At 72.3% G+C, this 16,621-nt stretch carries 12 protein-coding genes; 3 read left to right on the top strand and 9 right to left on the bottom strand.

All coding sequences use genetic code 11. From position 1 onward, the window contains the following. Positions 1 to 47: 47 nt before the first annotated feature. From ACF059_RS13300 to xylA, 7 genes are all read right to left on the bottom strand, one after another. Positions 48 to 869, bottom strand: a complete 822-nt coding sequence (locus ACF059_RS13300; protein ID WP_392055572.1) for a hypothetical protein — start codon at positions 867 to 869, stop codon at positions 48 to 50. Then, the gene (locus ACF059_RS13305) at positions 866 to 1,399 is read right to left on the bottom strand and encodes a SigE family RNA polymerase sigma factor (protein WP_360896960.1); all 534 of its coding nucleotides are present in this window, start codon (positions 1,397 to 1,399) and stop codon (positions 866 to 868) included. The genes ACF059_RS13300 and ACF059_RS13305 overlap by 4 nt, the downstream gene beginning before the upstream one ends. Before the next feature lie 113 nt (positions 1,400 to 1,512). Next, entirely contained in the window at positions 1,513 to 2,472 is a 960-nt protein-coding gene (locus tag ACF059_RS13310) for an expansin EXLX1 family cellulose-binding protein (protein ID WP_392055575.1), read from the bottom strand. Between the two features lie 175 nt (positions 2,473 to 2,647). Continuing rightward, positions 2,648 to 3,883, bottom strand: a complete 1,236-nt coding sequence (gene mmsB / locus ACF059_RS13315; protein ID WP_392055578.1) for a multiple monosaccharide ABC transporter permease — start codon at positions 3,881 to 3,883, stop codon at positions 2,648 to 2,650. 3 nt (positions 3,884 to 3,886) lie between these two features. Continuing rightward, positions 3,887 to 5,434 carry a multiple monosaccharide ABC transporter ATP-binding protein gene (gene mmsA, locus ACF059_RS13320; RefSeq protein WP_392055581.1) on the bottom strand — a complete coding sequence of 516 codons (1,548 nt, stop codon included), beginning with the start codon at positions 5,432 to 5,434 and terminating at the stop codon, positions 3,887 to 3,889. 129 nt (positions 5,435 to 5,563) lie between these two features. Then, positions 5,564 to 6,658, bottom strand: coding sequence for a multiple monosaccharide ABC transporter substrate-binding protein (chvE, locus tag ACF059_RS13325; protein WP_366864512.1), 1,095 nt, complete (start codon positions 6,656 to 6,658; stop codon positions 5,564 to 5,566). A 713-nt stretch (positions 6,659 to 7,371) separates the two neighbouring features. Beyond that, positions 7,372 to 8,544 carry a xylose isomerase gene (xylA, locus tag ACF059_RS13330; RefSeq protein ID WP_392055584.1) on the bottom strand — a complete coding sequence of 391 codons (1,173 nt, stop codon included), beginning with the start codon at positions 8,542 to 8,544 and terminating at the stop codon, positions 7,372 to 7,374. A gap of 92 nt (positions 8,545 to 8,636) precedes the next feature. On the opposite strand from xylA, the gene xylB reads away from it, so the two are divergent. Beyond that, entirely contained in the window at positions 8,637 to 10,067 is a 1,431-nt protein-coding gene (gene xylB / locus ACF059_RS13335; RefSeq protein WP_392055587.1) for a xylulokinase, read from the top strand. 13 nt (positions 10,068 to 10,080) lie between these two features. Beyond that, complete coding sequence (locus ACF059_RS13340) at positions 10,081 to 11,301, top strand: ROK family protein (RefSeq protein WP_392055590.1); 1,221 nt, start codon at positions 10,081 to 10,083, stop codon at positions 11,299 to 11,301. A gap of 219 nt (positions 11,302 to 11,520) precedes the next feature. On the opposite strand, the gene ACF059_RS13345 is transcribed toward ACF059_RS13340, so the two are convergent. Next, the gene (locus ACF059_RS13345; protein ID WP_392055593.1) at positions 11,521 to 12,174 is read right to left on the bottom strand and encodes a GNAT family N-acetyltransferase; all 654 of its coding nucleotides are present in this window, start codon (positions 12,172 to 12,174) and stop codon (positions 11,521 to 11,523) included. A 319-nt stretch (positions 12,175 to 12,493) separates the two neighbouring features. Here ACF059_RS13345 and ACF059_RS13350 point away from each other — a divergent pair, with 319 nt between their 5' ends. Further along, positions 12,494 to 14,956, top strand: coding sequence for a beta-L-arabinofuranosidase domain-containing protein (locus tag ACF059_RS13350; RefSeq protein ID WP_392055595.1), 2,463 nt, complete (start codon positions 12,494 to 12,496; stop codon positions 14,954 to 14,956). 78 nt (positions 14,957 to 15,034) lie between these two features. Here ACF059_RS13350 and araA read toward each other — a convergent pair whose 3' ends face one another. Next, entirely contained in the window at positions 15,035 to 16,546 is a 1,512-nt protein-coding gene (gene araA, locus ACF059_RS13355; protein ID WP_392055597.1) for an L-arabinose isomerase, read from the bottom strand. Positions 16,547 to 16,621 lie beyond the last annotated feature (75 nt).

Consider the following 16,621-nt stretch of genomic DNA (forward strand, 5'->3'; position numbering starts at 1 on the left):
GGATACCGCCGCTCGCCGAGGGGGTCACCGAGGCCAGGGGTACGGTCTCAGCGCGCCGGGGTGAAGCCGCCCCACACCGAGAGCGCGCCGCGGCCGCCGTTGGCGTCGACGCGGTAGCGGTCGTGGCCGGCCTCCCGCTCGCCGGCGGCGTGGTTGTACTGCCCGGCGAAGACGTGCTGTCCGGCCGGGACGGTGCGGCCCGGCTTGAGGACCCAGCGGTAGACCACGGCCGCGGCCTCCTGCTGCACGGTGACGGTGAAGTCCTCGGCGGGCAGCGTCCGCCAGCTGCCGGTGCTCTGCACCCCGCCGGTCTGCGCGACGCGCAGTTCCACGGTGAGCGCGGTGAGCGGCTGGGTGGTCTTGAGGGTGATGTCGCTCTGCGCCCAGTACGCGTTTCCGCCCGGGTTCAGTGAGCCGGCCGACGACAGGGGTCCGTCCTGGAGGCGCGCGCCGTCGGGCCGGGCCGAGCCCGCGCCGCCCGACGCCGAGGGGCCCGGGCTCGTAGGGGAGGAGCGGTCCGGCGCGGTCGGGCCGCCGGTCGCGGGCGCCGACGGCGTGGAGCGGGGACTCCCGGACGCGGACGCGGGCGGGCCGGAGGGCGTGGCCGGCGCGGCGGGGGTGGCCGGGACGTCCGGCCGGGCCGGCGGGGACTGGACGATGGCGGCGACGGCGAAACCACCGACCGCCAGGACGCTGACCGCGGCGAGGGAGGCGAGCGCCACCCTGGGCCAGGGCCTCGCGCCGGACGACTCGCGATGGCGGTCGGGGGCGCCGGACATACCGCGTTCCACGCGGGCCAGGATGCGCGCGCGGTCGGGCTGGTGGGCCTCGGCGGCTGCGCGCAGCCGCCCGGTGAGCTCGTCGTTCACCGGCTCCTCCTTCCCGCCAACAGTTCCCCGGCCGCGCCCGTGCTGCCCAGCATCCGTTCCAGTTCGGCCATCCCCTTCGAGGTCTGGCTCTTCACCGTACCGACCGATATTCCCAGGGCCAGCGCGGTGTCCTTCTCCGACAGGTCGAAGGCGTGCCGCAGGACCACGCACGTCCGCTTGCGGAACGGCAACCGGGCCAGAGCCGTACGCACGTCCACCGCGGCGGCCACGTCGGGTCCCTCCGACGGCTCCTGACCGCGGGACCAGAACAGGGCGATCCGGCGGCGCTCGCGCACCGCGCTGCGGATCCGTGACCGTACCAGGTTGGCCACCACGCCGCGGGCGTACGCGAGCGGGTGCTCGGCCTGGCGCATCCGGTCCCAGCGCTGCCACAGCGCGATCAGGGCGTCCGCCGCCAGGTCGTCGGCGCCGTCCGCCTCGCCCGTCAGGAGATGGGCGAAGCGGGCGAGTTCGGCGTAGTGGCGTTCGAAGAAGTCGTGGAACTCCGCGGACGCGTCATCGAGGACCATGTCCGTCGATCGCCCCCTCCGGCAAAATGTGTGCGCTAACATCCGGGCGGCAGCGTACCAGCGCCCGGCCGCGGCGCGGTGTGCGTGCCTGCCAGTACGGTGTCAGTGCGGTCTCAGTGCGGCGCGAACTGGACGCGGGTCGGTTGGATGACGTCCGGCAGCAACGCCATACCCTCGACCGCCAGTTGCTCCCCGTAGATGTCGGTGATCCTCATCGCGCCGCCGCACCCGCTGCCGTCGGCGGCGAGGAAGTAGTTGTACGCGGTGCGGGGCAGAGCGCGCCAGCCCTTGGCGGTGCGTACCTCCAGCCGCGCGACCGGGTTGCGGTGGCCGATCACCTGGATGGCGCACCAGTGGGGGCTGGAGCCGGACTTGTACCGGACGGAGAGCGGGGCGGACGTGGGGGAGCTCAGCAGGCTCCAGGTGATCGGGATGCGGCCGAGCCGGGGATCGGCCAGCTTCGCGAAGGCCTGCTGGCTGAGGTCCAGTTGGCCCGGTGCGCAGGGCAGCGGGCATTCGTTGGTGATCCGGACCGTGATCGAGGCGCCGTTCGCGGCGCGGACGCGTACGTAGGCGCCGCACGCCCTGGACGACTCGTAGTCGGTGGTGTTCATCGCCGCGACCATGAGGTCGTCGCTCGGGCCGAACAGGCAGGCGCCGTTGCCGTCGCCGGCGGCGTACGCGGTGGCGACGCCCTTGTAGGTGGTCCCGGGCCGGATGCGTCCCGGCGAAGGCGCCGTGCCGGAGGCCGCCTGCGGGCTCGCCTCCGCCGAAGGCCGCGGTGCCTCGGTGGCCGTACCGGCGGCCGCGGTCGGGGTCGCGGTCGGGGTCGCCGCGGCAGGCGGGCTGTCCGTCGGCGGCGCGGGGGCCGACGGGGCCGAGGGCGTGGCGTCCGGCTGGACGAGGACGGTCGCGGCCGTGCCGGCCCCGGTCCTGGTCCCGGCCTGTCGGCCGGGGAGCATGGCCGTCACGAGGCAGACGAGGACGCCCGCGGCGGTCACCACCACCGCCGTACCCGTGATCAGCCTGTGTCTGCGCCTGCGCTGCCGCGCGGCCTGCCGTGCAGTGTGCATGTCGGTCCGTTCGAAGGTCGAGTCGAGTGCACTGCCTGGTCGCCGCAGGACGCGAAAAGGTTGCCGAGCGATTGCCGCCGGGGCGCAGACCCACGCGACGGCTCCGCCCGGGCGCCGGGAGAGGTGCCGGTGGGCGGAGCACCCGTAGGCGGGCCTCGTGCGGTAGGGGGTGAGGTCAGCCTCCGGCCTTGCGCTTGTTGTAGACGTCGAAGCCGACGGCCGCCAGCAGCACCAGGCCCTTGATCACCTGCTGGTAGTCGGTGCCCACGCCGACCAGCGACATGCCGTTGTTCAGTACGCCGAGCACCAGACCGCCGATGAGGGCGCCGAGTACCGTTCCCACACCGCCGCTCGCCGAGGCGCCCCCGATGAAGGCGGCGGCGATCGCCTCCAGCTCGAAGTTGATGCCGGCCTGCGGCGTACCGGCGTTGAGGCGCGCCGCGAAGACCAGCCCGGCGAGGGCCGCGAGGACGCCCATGTTCACGAAGGCCAGGAAGACGACCCGCTTGCTCTTCACCCCGGACAGCCGCGCCGCGGCTTCGTTGCCGCCGATGGCGTAGGTGTGCCGGCCGAGGATGGAGTTGCGCATCACGTAGCCGAAGCCGACCAGCAGGACGCCGAGGATCAGCAGCACGACCGGTACGCCGTGGTAGCTGGCCAGCAGCAGCGTGAAGGCCACCACGGCCGCCGTGATCGCGCCGAGCTTCATCAGGAACAGTCCGGCCGGGAGCGGCTCCAGCCCGTACGAGGCGGCCCGGCGCCGTCCGCGCACCTCCTGCAGGATCGCGACGGCCCACACCACGAGGCCCAGCAGCAGGGTGAGGTTGTGGTAGTCGGTGTGCGGGCCGACCTCGGGGAGGAAGCCGCTGCTGATGTTCTGGAAGGACTTGGGGAACGGCGCCACCGACTGGCCCTGGAGGAGGATCTGGGTCCCGCCGCGGAACAGCAGCATGCCGGCCAGCGTGACGATGAACGAGGGGATCCCGAGGTAGGCGATCCAGAACCCCTGCCAGGCTCCGGCCAGAGCACCGATCAGCAGCGCGGCCACCAGCGCCACGGGCCACGGCACGTGGTGCTTGACCATCATCACCGCCGCGGCCGCCCCGACGAACGCGGCGAGCGACCCCACCGACAGGTCGATGTGCCCGGCGATGATGACGATCATCATGCCGATGGCCAGGATGAGGATGTAGCCGTTCTGCTGGATCAGGTTGGTGATGTTGAGCGGCTGGAGCAGGATGCCGTCCGTCCAGAACTGGAACAGCAGCACGATCAGCGCCAGCGCGACCAGCATCCCGTACTGGCGCAGATTGCCGCGCAGCGCTCCGGCGAGTACGGCACCGGCCGACGAGCGTGGTCCGGTGGGCCGTGTGCCGGGCTTGATGTCGGGGGTGGTCTGGGTCTGGGCCATGCCTCACACCTGCTTGTCGGGGTATGCGGGGCTCATGGTCATGAGCCGCATGAGGGATTCCTGGGTGGCGTCGGCACGGGGCACCTCACCGGTGATCCGGCCTTCGGCCATGGTGTAGATCCGGTCGCACAGGCCCAGGAGTTCGGGGAGTTCCGAGGAGATGACCAGGACCGTCTTGCCCTGGGCGGCGAGGTCCGCGATGACGGCGTAGATCTCCGCCTTGGCGCCGATGTCGATGCCCCGGGTGGGTTCGTCGAGGATCAGCACCTCCGGGTCGGCGAAGATCCACTTGCTGAGGACGACCTTCTGCTGGTTGCCGCCGCTGAGCTTGCCCGTCTGCGCGAACACCGAGGGGGCCTTGATGTTCATGGTCCGCCGGAACGATTCGGCGACCCGCGCCTCCTCGTGCCGGTTGACCCAGCCCCGCCGGGCGACCTTGCCGAGGGAGCTCAGCGAGATGTTCCGGCTGATGTCGTCGTTGAGGTCGAGGCCGAGCTGCTTGCGGTCCTCGGTCACGTACGCGATGCCGTGCCCGATCGCCTCCGGTACCGTCCGGGTGCGGATCTCCCGGCCGTGCAGCCGCACCTGCCCGCCGGTCCACCGTCCGTAGGAACGGCCGAAGACGCTCATGGCCAATTCGGTGCGGCCGGCGCCCATGAGGCCGGCGATGCCGACGATCTCGCCGCGGCGCGCGTGCAGCGAAGCGCCGTCGACCACCTTGCGCCGATGGTCGATCGGGTGCCGGACGCTCCAGTCCTCGATCTCGAAGGCGACTGCGCCGATCTTCGGGGTGCGCTCGGGGTAGCGGTGTTCCAGGTCGCGGCCGACCATGCCGCGGATGATCCGCTCCTCGGAGATGCCCCCGGAGCCGATCGCGAGGGTCTCGATGGTCCGCCCGTCGCGCAGGATGGTGACGGAGTCGGCGACGCGCGCGATCTCGTTCAGCTTGTGCGAGATCAGGATGCAGGAGATCCCCTGCGCCTTGAGTTCGACGATCAGGTCGAGCAGGTTGCGGCTGTCCTCGTCGTTCAGGGCGGCCGTCGGCTCGTCCAGGATCAGCAGCTTGACCTTCTTGGCGAGTGCCTTGGCGATCTCGACCAACTGCTGTTTGCCGACGCCGAGATCGGCGATCCGCGTGTGCGGGCTCTCGTCGAGTCCGACCTGCCGCATCAGTGCGGCCGCGTGGGTCAGCGTACGGTGCCAGCTGATGACGCCGCGGGTGGCGTGCTCGTTGCCGAGGAAGATGTTCTCGGCGATGGACAGGTAGGGCACCAGCGCCAGTTCCTGGTGGATGATCACGATGCCGCGCTGCTCGCTGGCGCGGATGTCCCGGAACCGGCAGGGCTCACCCTCGAAGTAGATGTCGCCCTCGTAGCTGCCGTGGGGGTGCACCCCGCTGAGCACCTTCATCAGGGTGGACTTGCCGGCGCCGTTCTCACCGCAGACGGCGTGCACCTCACCTGCGGCGACGGTCAGGTTGACCTCGGAGAGGGCCTTGACGCCGGGAAACGTCTTGCTGATCGACCGCATCTCGAGAACGGGTCGGGCCATGGTTGTGCATCCGTATCGTCGGGGCGGTGCGGTGCCGGGCGCTCTCCCGGGCATCGCACCGCCGGTTCGGCCGGGCATCGCGCCGCCGGTGCGGCGTCGCCGGACCCCTCGGTGGGCCGGCCGCACGGGCTACTTGAGCTGGTCCGCGGTGTACTGGCCGCTGTCCACCAGGACCTTCTGGTAGTTCTCCTTGTCGACGCTGACCGGCTGGAGCAGCTGCGCCGGGACGGTCTTGACACCGTTGTCGTACTGGCTGGTGTCGTTGACCTCGGGCTTGCCGCCGGTCAGCAGCGCGTCGCCCATCTGGACGGCGGCCTTGGCCAGTTGGCGGGTGTCCTTGTAGACGGTCTGGGTCTGCTCACCCGCGATGATCGACTTCACCGAGGCCAGCTCGGCGTCCTGGCCGGTGACGACGGGCAGGGGCTGGCCGGCGCCGTAGCCGACGCCCTTGAGCGAGGAGATGATGCCGATGGAGATGCCGTCGTACGGGGAGAGCACGGCGTCGACGCGGGCGGCGGTGTACGACTTGCTCAGCAGGTTGTCCATCCGGGACTGGGCGAGACCTCCGTCCCAGCGCAGTGTGGCGCTCTGGTTGAAGGAGGTCTGGCCGCTCTGCACGACCAGCTTCTTGTCGTCGACGTACGGCTTGAGGACGCTCATCGCACCGTTGAAGAAGAAGGTGGCGTTGTTGTCGTCCGGTGAGCCGGCGAACAGCTCGATGTTGAACGGGCCCTTGCCGTCCTTGAGGCCGAGCTTGTCGACGATGTAACTGCCCTGGAGGACACCGACCTTGTAGTTGTCGAAGGTCGCGTAGTAGTCGACGTTACCCGTGCCGCGGATCAGCCGGTCGTAGGAGATGACGGGGATGTGGGCGTCGGCGGCCTTCTGGAGCACGTTGGTGAGGGAGGAGCCGTCGATGGCGGCGATCACCAGGAGCTTGGCCCCCTTGGTGATCATGTTCTCCACCTGGGAGACCTGGTTCTCCACGACGTTGTTGCCGTACTGGAGGTCGGTCTTGTACCCCTTGGCCTGGAACTCCTTGACCATGTTGTTGCCGTCGTTGATCCAGCGCTCCGACGACTTGGTCGGCATCGCGATGCCGACGAGGCCGCCCTTGGCGTCCCCGCCGCCCCCGCCGTCGCCCGCTCCGTTGGCGCTCTGGCCGCAGGCTGTCAGCGACAGCGTGAGACCCACGGTGACAAGACCCGCTGCAAGCTTCCGCACAGTTCCTCCAGTGATGTTCCGCGACCGGCACGGTGCGACCCGGTGGATGACCGGAAGCGGTCGAGCGGGGCCGGCCGGGAGTCGTTTCCTCGCGCGGGGCGAAGTCGCGGGGGAGCGGCTCCGGCCTGGCGATACCTGAGTGTTAACGCTCACAAGAGTGTCGTCAAGGGTCTGTTCGGATCGCCGTCGACCAAGACCGGGACGGGCCCTCAATACGCTCGGCGGCGGCCTGTCTTCAGATCGGCCCCGGGCGGCCCTGTGTGACCCCGCCCCTACGCCTGAAGGTGGCGAGGGGGCGGTGTGCCGTGCGGGGACTCCCGGTGGCGTACAAGAATCCGGTGCCGAGGCGGCGACCAGGCACTTGATCGCTCCCGCCGCCTCGCCGCGCGCTGCCGGGCGGGCTCCGTCGGCCGCTCTCAGGCCGACGTCTTCGGGCCCGTCGCCGACCGTCACGTCGGCCCGGGCGGCGCGCCGCGCTGGTCGCCCTCCTGCGAGGCTCGGCAGGCTCCTTGTCGGAAGGATTGTGAGCGCTAACATCAGGCCGGGTCTCCGCCTGGGCGGTCGGCCTCGAACTGCGGGTGCTGCGGGTGGTGCGGGTGCACGCCTTCGCCGACGGCGCCGAACTGCCCTACCCCGCCTGACGGAGGACTGAGCCGGGCCGTGGGACCGTCACGGCCCGGCTCACGTGCCCACCGGCTCACGTGCCCATCCGCTCAGCGGGCGCCGAGGAGGTGCTCCAGGGCGAGCTGGTCCAGCTGTTCGAAGGCCATGCCGCGCTGGGCGGCGGCCTCGACGTCGAACGTGTCGAACGCGGACCGGTCGGCCAGGAGCCCGGCCAGGCCGTCCTCGGCGGTGGGCAGGGCGAGCTCGGGCAGCCGGGAGGCGGCGAGCGCGGCCTGCACCTCCGGATCGGCCCGGAACGCCCGCGAACGCTCCGCCAGGAGCAGGTAGTTGCGCATGCAGGCGGCCGCCGAGGCCCACACCCCGGCGGAGTCCTCCGTGCGCGGCGGCTTGAAGTCGAAGTGGCGGGGGCCGTCGTAGCCCGCCGACTCCAGCAGGTCGACCAGCCAGAAGGCCTGGCGCAGGTCGCCCGCGCCGAAGCGCAGGTCCTGGTCGTACTTGATGCCGGTCTGGCCGTTGAGGTCGATGTGGAACAGCTTGCCGTGCCACAGGGCCTGCGCGATGCCGTGCGGGAAGTTCAGCCCGGCCATCTGCTCGTGGCCGACCTCCGGGTTCAGGCCGACCCGCTCGGGCCGCTCCAGCTCGTTGATGAACGCCAGGGCGTGGCCGATGGTGGGCAGCAGGATGTCACCGCGCGGCTCGTTGGGCTTGGGCTCGATCGCGAAGCGCAGGTCGTAGCCCTGGTTCTCGACGTACTCGCCCAGGAGGTCGAAGGCCTCCTTCAGCCGGTCCAGGGCGGCGCGCACGTCCTTGGCCGCGCCCGACTCCGCACCCTCGCGGCCGCCCCAGGCGACGTAGACCGAGGCGCCGAGTTCCACGGCCAGGTCGATGTTGCGGATGGTCTTGCGCAGCGCGTACCGGCGCACGTCCCGGTCGTTGGCGGTGAAGGCGCCGTCCTTGAACACCGGGTGGGTGAAGAGGTTGGTGGTGGCCATCGGCACCTTCAGCCCGGCCGTGTCGAGGGCGCTGCGAAAGCGCTTGACCGCCTGCTCGCGGGCGGCGTCGCCGGCGCCGAAGGGGATCAGGTCGTCGTCGTGGAACGTGACGCCGTAGGCGCCGAGCCCGGCCAGCCGCTCCACCGTCTCGACCGGGTCGAGGGCGGGGCGGGTGGCGTCGCCGAAGGGGTCGCGCCCCTGCCAGCCGACGGTCCACAGGCCGAAGGTGAACCTGTGCGCGGGGGTGGGGACGAGCGGGTCGCTGGTCATGAGGCGCTCCGGATCAGGCCGAGGTCTATTTGTAATGACGAAAAACAAATTAGTATGCCGAGACGCCAGACGGAACCCCGCCGGAGGAACGCATGTCTGCTCAGCGTGTCGTGATCGGTGTCGACAGCTCGACCCAGTCCACCAAGGCCCTCGCCGTGGACGCGGACACCGGCGCCGTCCTGGGCGAGGGCCGCGCCGCGCACGCCGTCAGCGCGGGCGCCGGACGCGAGAGCGACCCCGAACAGTGGTGGACGGCGCTCGGCGAGGCCATGGCGGCCACCGGCTGGGCCGATCGAGCCGCCGCCTGCTCGATCGCCGGCCAGCAGCACGGCCTGGTCACCCTCGACACGGCCGGGCGGCCGGTGCGCCCGGCCCTGCTGTGGAACGACGTGCGCTCCGCCCCCCAGGCCGCCGAACTGACGGCCGCCTTCGGCCCGGCCGAGCTCGCCCGCCGCACCGGCAGCGTCCCGACGGCCGCCTTCACCTCCGCCAAGTGGGCCTGGCTCCAGGCGAACGAGCCGGCCGCCGCCGAGCGCGTCGCGGCCGTCCGCCTTCCCCACGACTTCCTGACGGAGCGGCTGACCGGCGAGGCGGTGACGGACCGCGGGGACGCGTCGGGAACCGGCTGGTGGGGCCCCGACGGCTACGACCGCGAGGTCCTCGACCGGATCGGACTCGACCCGGCGCTGTTGCCCGAGGTTCTCCCGCCGGGCGCCCGGGCGGGCCTCGTGCGCGCCGGGACGCCCCTGCGCGAAGGCACGCTGGTGGCCACCGGGACCGGGGACAACATGGCCGCCGCCCTCGGGCTGGGCCTGACCCCCGGGCGCCCGGTGCTGAGCCTCGGCACCTCCGGCACGGTCTACGCCGTCGGCCGGACCCGGCCCGCCGATCCCGGCGGAACCGTCGCCGGTTTCGCCGACGCCCTCGGCGGCTGGCTGCCGCTCGCCTGCACCCTCAACTGCACCCTCGCCGTCGACCGCCTCGCCGCCCTCGTCGGACGCGACCGCGAGGACGTCGAGGCGGGCGGTACGGTGGTGGTGCTTCCCTACCTGGACGGCGAACGCACTCCGGACCTCCCCGGTGCCTCCGGCCTGGTCCACGGCCTGCGCCACGACACCACACCGGGCCAGCTGCTCCAGGCCGCCTACGACGGCGCCGCCCACGCCCTGCTCGTGGCCCTGGACGAGGTGCTGCGCGCCGGGGGCGAGAGCCCCGCCCCCGACGCACCCCTGCTCCTGATCGGCGGTGGCGCCCGCGGCAGGGCCTGGCAGCGGACCGTCCTGCGGCTGTCCGGCCGAGCGGTCCAGGTGCCCGAGGCCCGGGAGCTCGTCGCACTCGGCGCCGCCGCCCAGGCCGCCGCGCTGCTCACCGGCGAGCCCGCCGACGCCGTCGCCGGCCGCTGGGGGACCGCCGAGGGCCGGGTGCTGGACCCCCTGCCCCGCGACGACGACACGCTCGAACGGATCACCAGTACGCTGCGGCGGGCGCGGGCCTTGCAGGAGGCCGCGCCGGAACAGGGATAGGGGGACCGGCTCCATGACCGGGATGGGCAGGGCGAGCGGGGGCGGGGGCGCGGAGGCCGCGCCCGCCTCGCAGCAGGGGATGCGGCGACAGAACCTCGCCGTGGTGACCGGCGCGGTCGCCGCGCACGGCCCGCTCTCCCGGGCGGACGTCGCCGGGCACACGGGCCTGACCCGGCCCGCCGTCTCCTCCCTGGTCGACGAGCTCATCGGGCGCGGAGCGCTCACCGAGACGGAGACCGCTCCCAGCGGACGGGTCGGGCGCCCCGGACGGGCCCTGGCCCTCAACGACCGCGGTCCCGCGGGCCTCGGCCTGGAGATCGGCGTCACCCACCTCGCCGCCTGCGTCGTGGACCTGCGCGGTGAACCCCGCGTGTGGCGCCGGGTCGAGCGGGCCAACGCGGGCCGGCCGGCCGGGCAGGTGCTGGCGGAGGCCGCCGCGCTGGGCGCCGAGGCGCAGGCGCAGGCCGCCGCCCTCGGCCTGCGCGTCGCGGGCCGCGTCCTGGCCGTGCCGGGCGTGGTGCCGAACGAGCCGGGCGGGCTGATCGGGCACGCCCCCAACCTGGGCTGGCAGGCCGTCCGCCCCGCCGACCACTGGCCCGATCCGGACACCGTGCCCGAGCCGGAGAACGAGGCCAACCTCGGGGCCCTGGCCGAACAGTGGCACCAGGGACACCCCGCCGAGACCTTCGTCCACGTCTCCGCCGAAGCCGGCATCGGCGCCGCGCTGGTCGTCGGCGGGCAGCTGTTCCGCGGCGCCCGCGGCTTCGCGGGCGAACTCGGCCACCTGCCCGTGCATCCGCAGGGCGCGCGCTGCGCCTGCGGGGCGCGCGGCTGCCTGGAGCAGTACGCGGGCGAAGCGGCCGTGCTGCGCGAGGCCGGGCTGGAACCCGTAGGCGACCCGGTGGCCCTGCTGGCCGAGCGGGCGGGCGCCGGGGACCCGGCGACCCTGCGCGCCCTGGACCGTGCGGGACGGGCTCTGGGCCTCGCCCTCACCTCGGCGGTGAACCTGATCGACCCGGACGCCCTCGTGCTGGGCGGCGCCTACGCCGAACTCGCCGACTGGCTCCTCCCGTCCGTACGCGCCGAACTCGCCGCCCGGATCACCGTACGGCCCTGGAGCCCGGAGGCGGTGCGCCCCTCCGCCCTGGGCCGGCGCGGCCCGGTGCTGGGCGCCGCCTGGTCGACGGTCCGCCGCATCATCGCCGACCCCAGCCGCCTGCCCGAGCGCTCCTAGTGCTGTGACCGGAAAGGTTCACCGCGTCGCGGCGCCCGGCACGGCACCTCGCCGCGTTGTCGGACCGCGCAGGTACGTCCAGTACGAGCCGCGGCCCTCCGCCTTGCGATGCACCGCACCGGACGCCGCGACCCGGTAAACCTTTCCGGCCACAGCACTAGGCCGTCTAGGCGCTGCCGAAAGCAGGGCTCTGTAGCCGTGCGGTAGGCCCGACCCGGCTCACCGGGTGGCGTCCGACGGCTCGTAGTACAGGCTCGTCATGGGGGAGCGCACGGTCCAGCCCAGCGAGGAGTAGAGCGCCCGGCCCTCGGGTGTGCCGACCAGGAGACCGGTCCGCGCACCGGCCTCGTACGCGGTGCTCTGCAGCGTGCGCATCACGAGGCCGCCCAGGCCCCTGCGCCGGTGCTCGGCGGCGCACTCGACCTGGTCGGCCACGGCGCCGTCGCCGACATGGGCGATCTGTCCACGGGCGGCGAAGTGCCCGTCGCGCGTGCGGACCAGCACCCGGCTGAGGCCGCCCCGGGTCCAACGGGTGAGCGTGTAGCCGTCCGGCGCCTCGGTGCGCTCGGGTTCAAGGCGACAGGTCATCAGGAAGCCGGGAGCGTCGAGCCGCCAGCCCGGCCCGACCCAGGGCAGGACCGCCTGCTCCTCGGCGAACAGCTTCAGCCACGTCCCGGGCGCGCTCGTCGCGGCGACGATCTTGCGCACGTCACCCTCGGAGGGCTCGGGCAGCACGTGCCGGGCGACGTGCCCGGGCTGTCCGACGTCGATCGTCCACCCCCACGGCTCGTCGATCGGGTCCGAGCTGCCCCGGGAGACGACCCACCCGTCGACCCAACCCCGCACGAGCTCACTGATCCTGGTGTCCGGCATCGCCGCCCCGCCCCCCTGATTGGTAATGGCTGATCGTGCGAAGTAGACCTTACTTGAAGGGGGTGGAATGTGGGGCGCGGCGTTCGCACTGAACGGACATCGGCTGGAGAAGTGCACCTGGCGCTGCTCGGCCCGTGGCGTCCCGACGGTGTGGGACGGCTTTGCCGCACCGGCGTCGAGAGCATTGACACGCGAGATTGTTAGCGTTAACACTCATGCGGAGGTGGGCGCCGCACGCCAGGACCCCCGGGCCCGCCGACCAGGCCCGCGCACACCGGCCCGTTCCCGACTTCCTCCCCCACGGACCACGGAGTTCGCCATGCCGGCTCACCCCTTCAGCCGCCGCGCCCTGATCAAGGCGACCGGCGTCGCCGCCGTGGCCGCGGCCACCGGCCCCGCCCTCGGCCTCGCCTCCGCCACCGCCTCCTCCGCCTCCGCCGTGGCGCAGGCCTCCCCGGTCAGGCCCGACGTCGGAGTGTCGACGTTCCCGTTCGACCTGGGCCAAGTCCGGCTCACCACCAGCCGCTGGCTCGACAACCAGAACCGCACCCTCGCCTACCTCCGCTTCGTCGACGTCGACCGCCTGCTGTACAACTTCCGTGCCAACCACCGCCTTTCCACCAACGCCGCCACTCCGCCCGGCGGCTGGGACGACCCGGCGTTCCCGTTCCGCACCCACGTGCAGGGCCACTTCCTCACGGCGTGGGCCCAGGCCTACGCCGCCCTCGGGGACACCACCTGCCGCGACAAGGCCGACCGCATGGTGGCCGAACTCGCCAGGTGCCAGGCCAACAACGCCACCGCGGGCTTCTCCGCCGGCTACCTCTCGGGCTTCCCCGAGAGCGACTTCACCAGCCTCGAAGCGGGCAGGCTGAGCAACGGCAACGTTCCGTACTACTGCATCCACAAGACCATGGCCGGTCTGCTCGACGTGTGGCGCCTCATCGGCAACACCCAGGCCCGCGACGTGCTCCTCGCGCTCGCCGGCTGGGTCGACCGGCGCACCGCCCCCCTCAGCCGCAGCACGATGCAGTCGTTGCTGGGCGTCGAGTTCGGCGGCATGAACGAGGTACTGGCCGACCTCTACCACCAGACCGGCGACGCACGCTGGCTGACCTGCGCCCAGCGCTTCGACCACGCCGCGGTCTTCGACCCCCTCGCCGCGAACCAGGACCAGCTGAGCGGCCTGCACGCCAATACGCAGGTGCCCAAGTGGATCGGAGCCGTCCGCGAGTACAAGGCCACCGGGACGACCCGCTACCGCGACATCGCCACCCACGCATGGACGATCTGCACCACCGCGCACACCTACGCCATCGGCGGCAACAGCCAGGCGGAACACTTCCGGGCCCCGAACGCCATCGCGGGCTTCCTCGTCCGCGACACCTGCGAGCTCTGCAACTCCTACAACATGCTCAAACTGACCCGGGAACTGTGGCAGCTGGACCCCGACCGGGCGGCGTACTTCGACTTCTACGAGAAGGCGCTGCTCAACCATGTCATCGGTGCCCAGAACCCGGCCGACCCGCACGGACACGTCACCTACTTCACCCCCCTCAACCCGGGCGGCCGCCGCGGCGTGGGCCCGGCCTGGGGCGGCGGCACCTGGAGCACCGACTACGGCACCTTCTGGTGCTGCCAGGGCACGGGCGTGGAGTCCCACACCAAGCTGATGGACTCGATCTACTTCCACGACGGCACCACCCTCACGGTGAACCTGTTCCTCCCCTCCGTCCTGAACTGGACCCAGCGGGGCATCACGGTCACCCAGACCACCACCTACCCGGCCGGCGACACCACGACGCTCAAGGTCACCGGCAGCGCCGGCGGGACCTGGTCGCTGCGCGTGCGCATCCCCGGCTGGACCGCGGGCGCCACCCTCAGCGTCAACGGCGTCGCCCAGGGCGTCGCGGCCGACCCGGGCACCTACGCCACCCTCACCCGGTCCTGGACCACGGGCGACACCGTCACCGTCAAGCTCCCGATGCGCGTGGCCCTCCACGCCGCCAACGACGACCCCGCCGTCGCGGCGATCACCTACGGCCCCGTCGTCCTCGCGGGCAACTACGGCAGCACCGCACTGTCCGCCCTCCCCGCCCTGGACCCCGCCTCGATCACCCGGACCAGCGCCGCCGCCCTCGCCTTCACGGCCACCGCCAACGGAACGAAGGTCGACCTCGCGCCGTTCCACGACGCCCAGGGCTTCAACTACACCGTCTACTGGCGGACCGACCGCCCCGGCTTCCGTCTCGTCAACGCGGCCAGCGGACTCGTCCTCGGCATCCGGGACATGTCCACGGCCGACGGGGCCCTCGCCCTGCAGTGGACCGACTCCGGCACCACCGACCACATCTGGATCCCCGTCGTCGACGGCGCCGCACTGCGGCTGCGCAACCTCCACAGCGGCAAGGTCCTCGGTGTGAAGGACATGTCCACCGCCGACAACGCCCCGGTCCTCCAATGGGGTGACACGGGCACCGCCGACCACCGGTGGACCGTCGTGGACGCCGGCAACGGCTACCACAAGCTCCGGAACGTCCACACGGGCAAGCTGCTCGGCATCGAGGGCGGCTCCACCGCCAACGGCGCCGCGGCCGTACAGGTGCCCGACACCGGCGCCCTCTCCGGCCAGTGGCAGTTCGTCCCCGACGGTGCCAGGCGCATCCAGAACGTCGCCAGCGGGCGGGTCCTCGGCGTCTCCGGCGCCTCCACGGCCCAGGGAGCCCAGACCGTCCTGTGGGACGACAACGGCACCGCCGACCACCTGTGGCGATTCATCTGACCCACGCCGCTGACATCGTCGAGCGGCCCCGCCACCCCGGCGCGCGCGGGTGGCGGGGCCGCTGCGGTCACCGCGGTGTCACAGGCCGCGGGCCAGCCGGTAGTACGCCTGGTTCCAGCGCAGATCGCGCCGGAACTGCTTCGCCGTGGTGGTCTCGTCGATGAGGAGGAGCTCCACGCTGAGCATGTCCGCCAGGTCGTCGAGGTGGTCGGAGGTGAGCGCCGTACTGAGGACGGTGTGGTGCGGTGCTCCGGCCGTCAGCCAGGATTCGGTGGAGGTCCGCAGATCGGGACGGGGTCGCCAGACCGCGCGGGCGACGGGCAGGGCGGGCAGCGGGTGCGGGGGCGCCACCACGTCGATGTCATTGGCGATCAGACGGAAGCGGTCACCGAGGTCGGCCAGGCCGACCACCACGGCCGGGCCGGGCGCGGCGTCGAACACCAGGCGGACCGGGTCCTCCCGCCCGCCGATGCCGAGGGGGTGGATCTCGCAACGGGGCCTGGCGGTCGCGAGGGTGGGGCAGACCTCCAGCATGTGCGCGCCGAGGATGAGCTCGTTGCCGGGGGTCATGTCGTAGGTGTAGTCCTCCATGAAGGAGGTGCCGCCCGGGAGACCGGACGCGGCCACCTTCAGGGCGCGCAGCAGGACGGCGGTCTTCCAGTCGCCCTCGCCGCCGAAGCCGTACCCCTGGGCCATCAGCCGCTGGACCGCGAGGCCTGGCAGCTGGCGCAGTCCGCCCAGGTCCTCGAAGTTCGTGGTGAAGGCTCCGAAGCCGCCCGCTTCGAGGAAGGTGCGCAGCCCGGCCTCGATGCGGGCCGCGTAGCGCAGCGAGTCGTGCCGCTCGCCTCCCGGCCGCAGCTGCGGTGTCAGCTCGTACAGGTCCTCGTACTCCTTGACGAGGGCCGTCACCTCCGTCTCGTCCGCGCTGTCGACGACCTCCACCAGGTCGTTGACGCCGTAGGTGTTGACGGAGACGCCCAAGCGCAGCTGCGCCTCGACCTTGTCGCCCTCGGTCACGGCGACGTCGCGCATGTTGTCGCCGAACCGGGCGACCTTCAGGGTGGCCAGTTCCGTACGCGCGGCGGCGGCCCGCGCCCAGGTCGCGACGCGTGCGACCGTCACCGGATCGGTCACGTGCCCGGCCACCGTCTTGCGGGGTACGCCCACGCGGGCCTGGATGTGCCCGAACTCGCGGTCGCCGTGAGCGGCTTGGTTGAGGTTCATGAAGTCCATGTCGATGGTGTCCCAGGGCAGGGCCACGTTCGACTGGGTGTGGAGGTGCAGCAACGGCTTGCGCAGGGCGTCCAGTCCGGCGATCCACATCTTGGCCGGGGAGAAGGTGTGCATCCAGGCGATGAGCCCGATGCACCGGTCGTCGGCGTTCGCGTCGAGGCACACCCGGCGGATGGCCCCGGCGTCCGTCAGCACCGGCTTCCACACCACGCGTGCGGGAATGCCGGGGTCGTCGGCCAGCGCGGTGGCGATCTGCCGCGACTGGTGGGCGACCTGCTGGAGCGTTTCCTCCCCGTACAGGCCCTGGCTGCCGGTGAGGAACCAGATTTCCTGGGCGGGGGACGTGGGACTGGGCACATGGACTCCTGAAGGTGACGTCCCGCAACGCCGGTGAGGGCACGGCGGGCGGGTGGGGAAGTGAGGGGGGAGGGG

The sequence above is a fragment of the Streptomyces sp. NPDC016562 genome (genome assembly GCF_043076955.1).
In the GTDB taxonomy this organism is placed as follows: Bacteria; Actinomycetota; Actinomycetes; order Streptomycetales; family Streptomycetaceae; genus Streptomyces.

What these genes read in the sequence shown, in the direction of transcription:
- ACF059_RS13305 (WP_360896960.1), bottom strand. Translation starts at nt 1,399, where the DNA reads ATGGTCCTCGATGACGCGTCCGCGGAGTTCCACGACTTCTTCGAACGC.
- ACF059_RS13310 (WP_392055575.1), bottom strand. Translation starts at nt 2,472, where the DNA reads ATGCACACTGCACGGCAGGCCGCGCGGCAGCGCAGGCGCAGACACAGG.
- mmsB (WP_392055578.1), bottom strand. Translation starts at nt 3,883, where the DNA reads ATGGCCCAGACCCAGACCACCCCCGACATCAAGCCCGGCACACGGCCC.
- mmsA (WP_392055581.1), bottom strand. Translation starts at nt 5,434, where the DNA reads ATGGCCCGACCCGTTCTCGAGATGCGGTCGATCAGCAAGACGTTTCCC.
- xylA (WP_392055584.1), bottom strand. Translation starts at nt 8,544, where the DNA reads ATGACCAGCGACCCGCTCGTCCCCACCCCCGCGCACAGGTTCACCTTC.
- xylB (WP_392055587.1), top strand. Translation starts at nt 8,637, where the DNA reads ATGTCTGCTCAGCGTGTCGTGATCGGTGTCGACAGCTCGACCCAGTCC.
- ACF059_RS13340 (WP_392055590.1), top strand. Translation starts at nt 10,081, where the DNA reads ATGACCGGGATGGGCAGGGCGAGCGGGGGCGGGGGCGCGGAGGCCGCG.
- ACF059_RS13345 (WP_392055593.1), bottom strand. Translation starts at nt 12,174, where the DNA reads ATGCCGGACACCAGGATCAGTGAGCTCGTGCGGGGTTGGGTCGACGGG.
- ACF059_RS13350 (WP_392055595.1), top strand. Translation starts at nt 12,494, where the DNA reads ATGCCGGCTCACCCCTTCAGCCGCCGCGCCCTGATCAAGGCGACCGGC.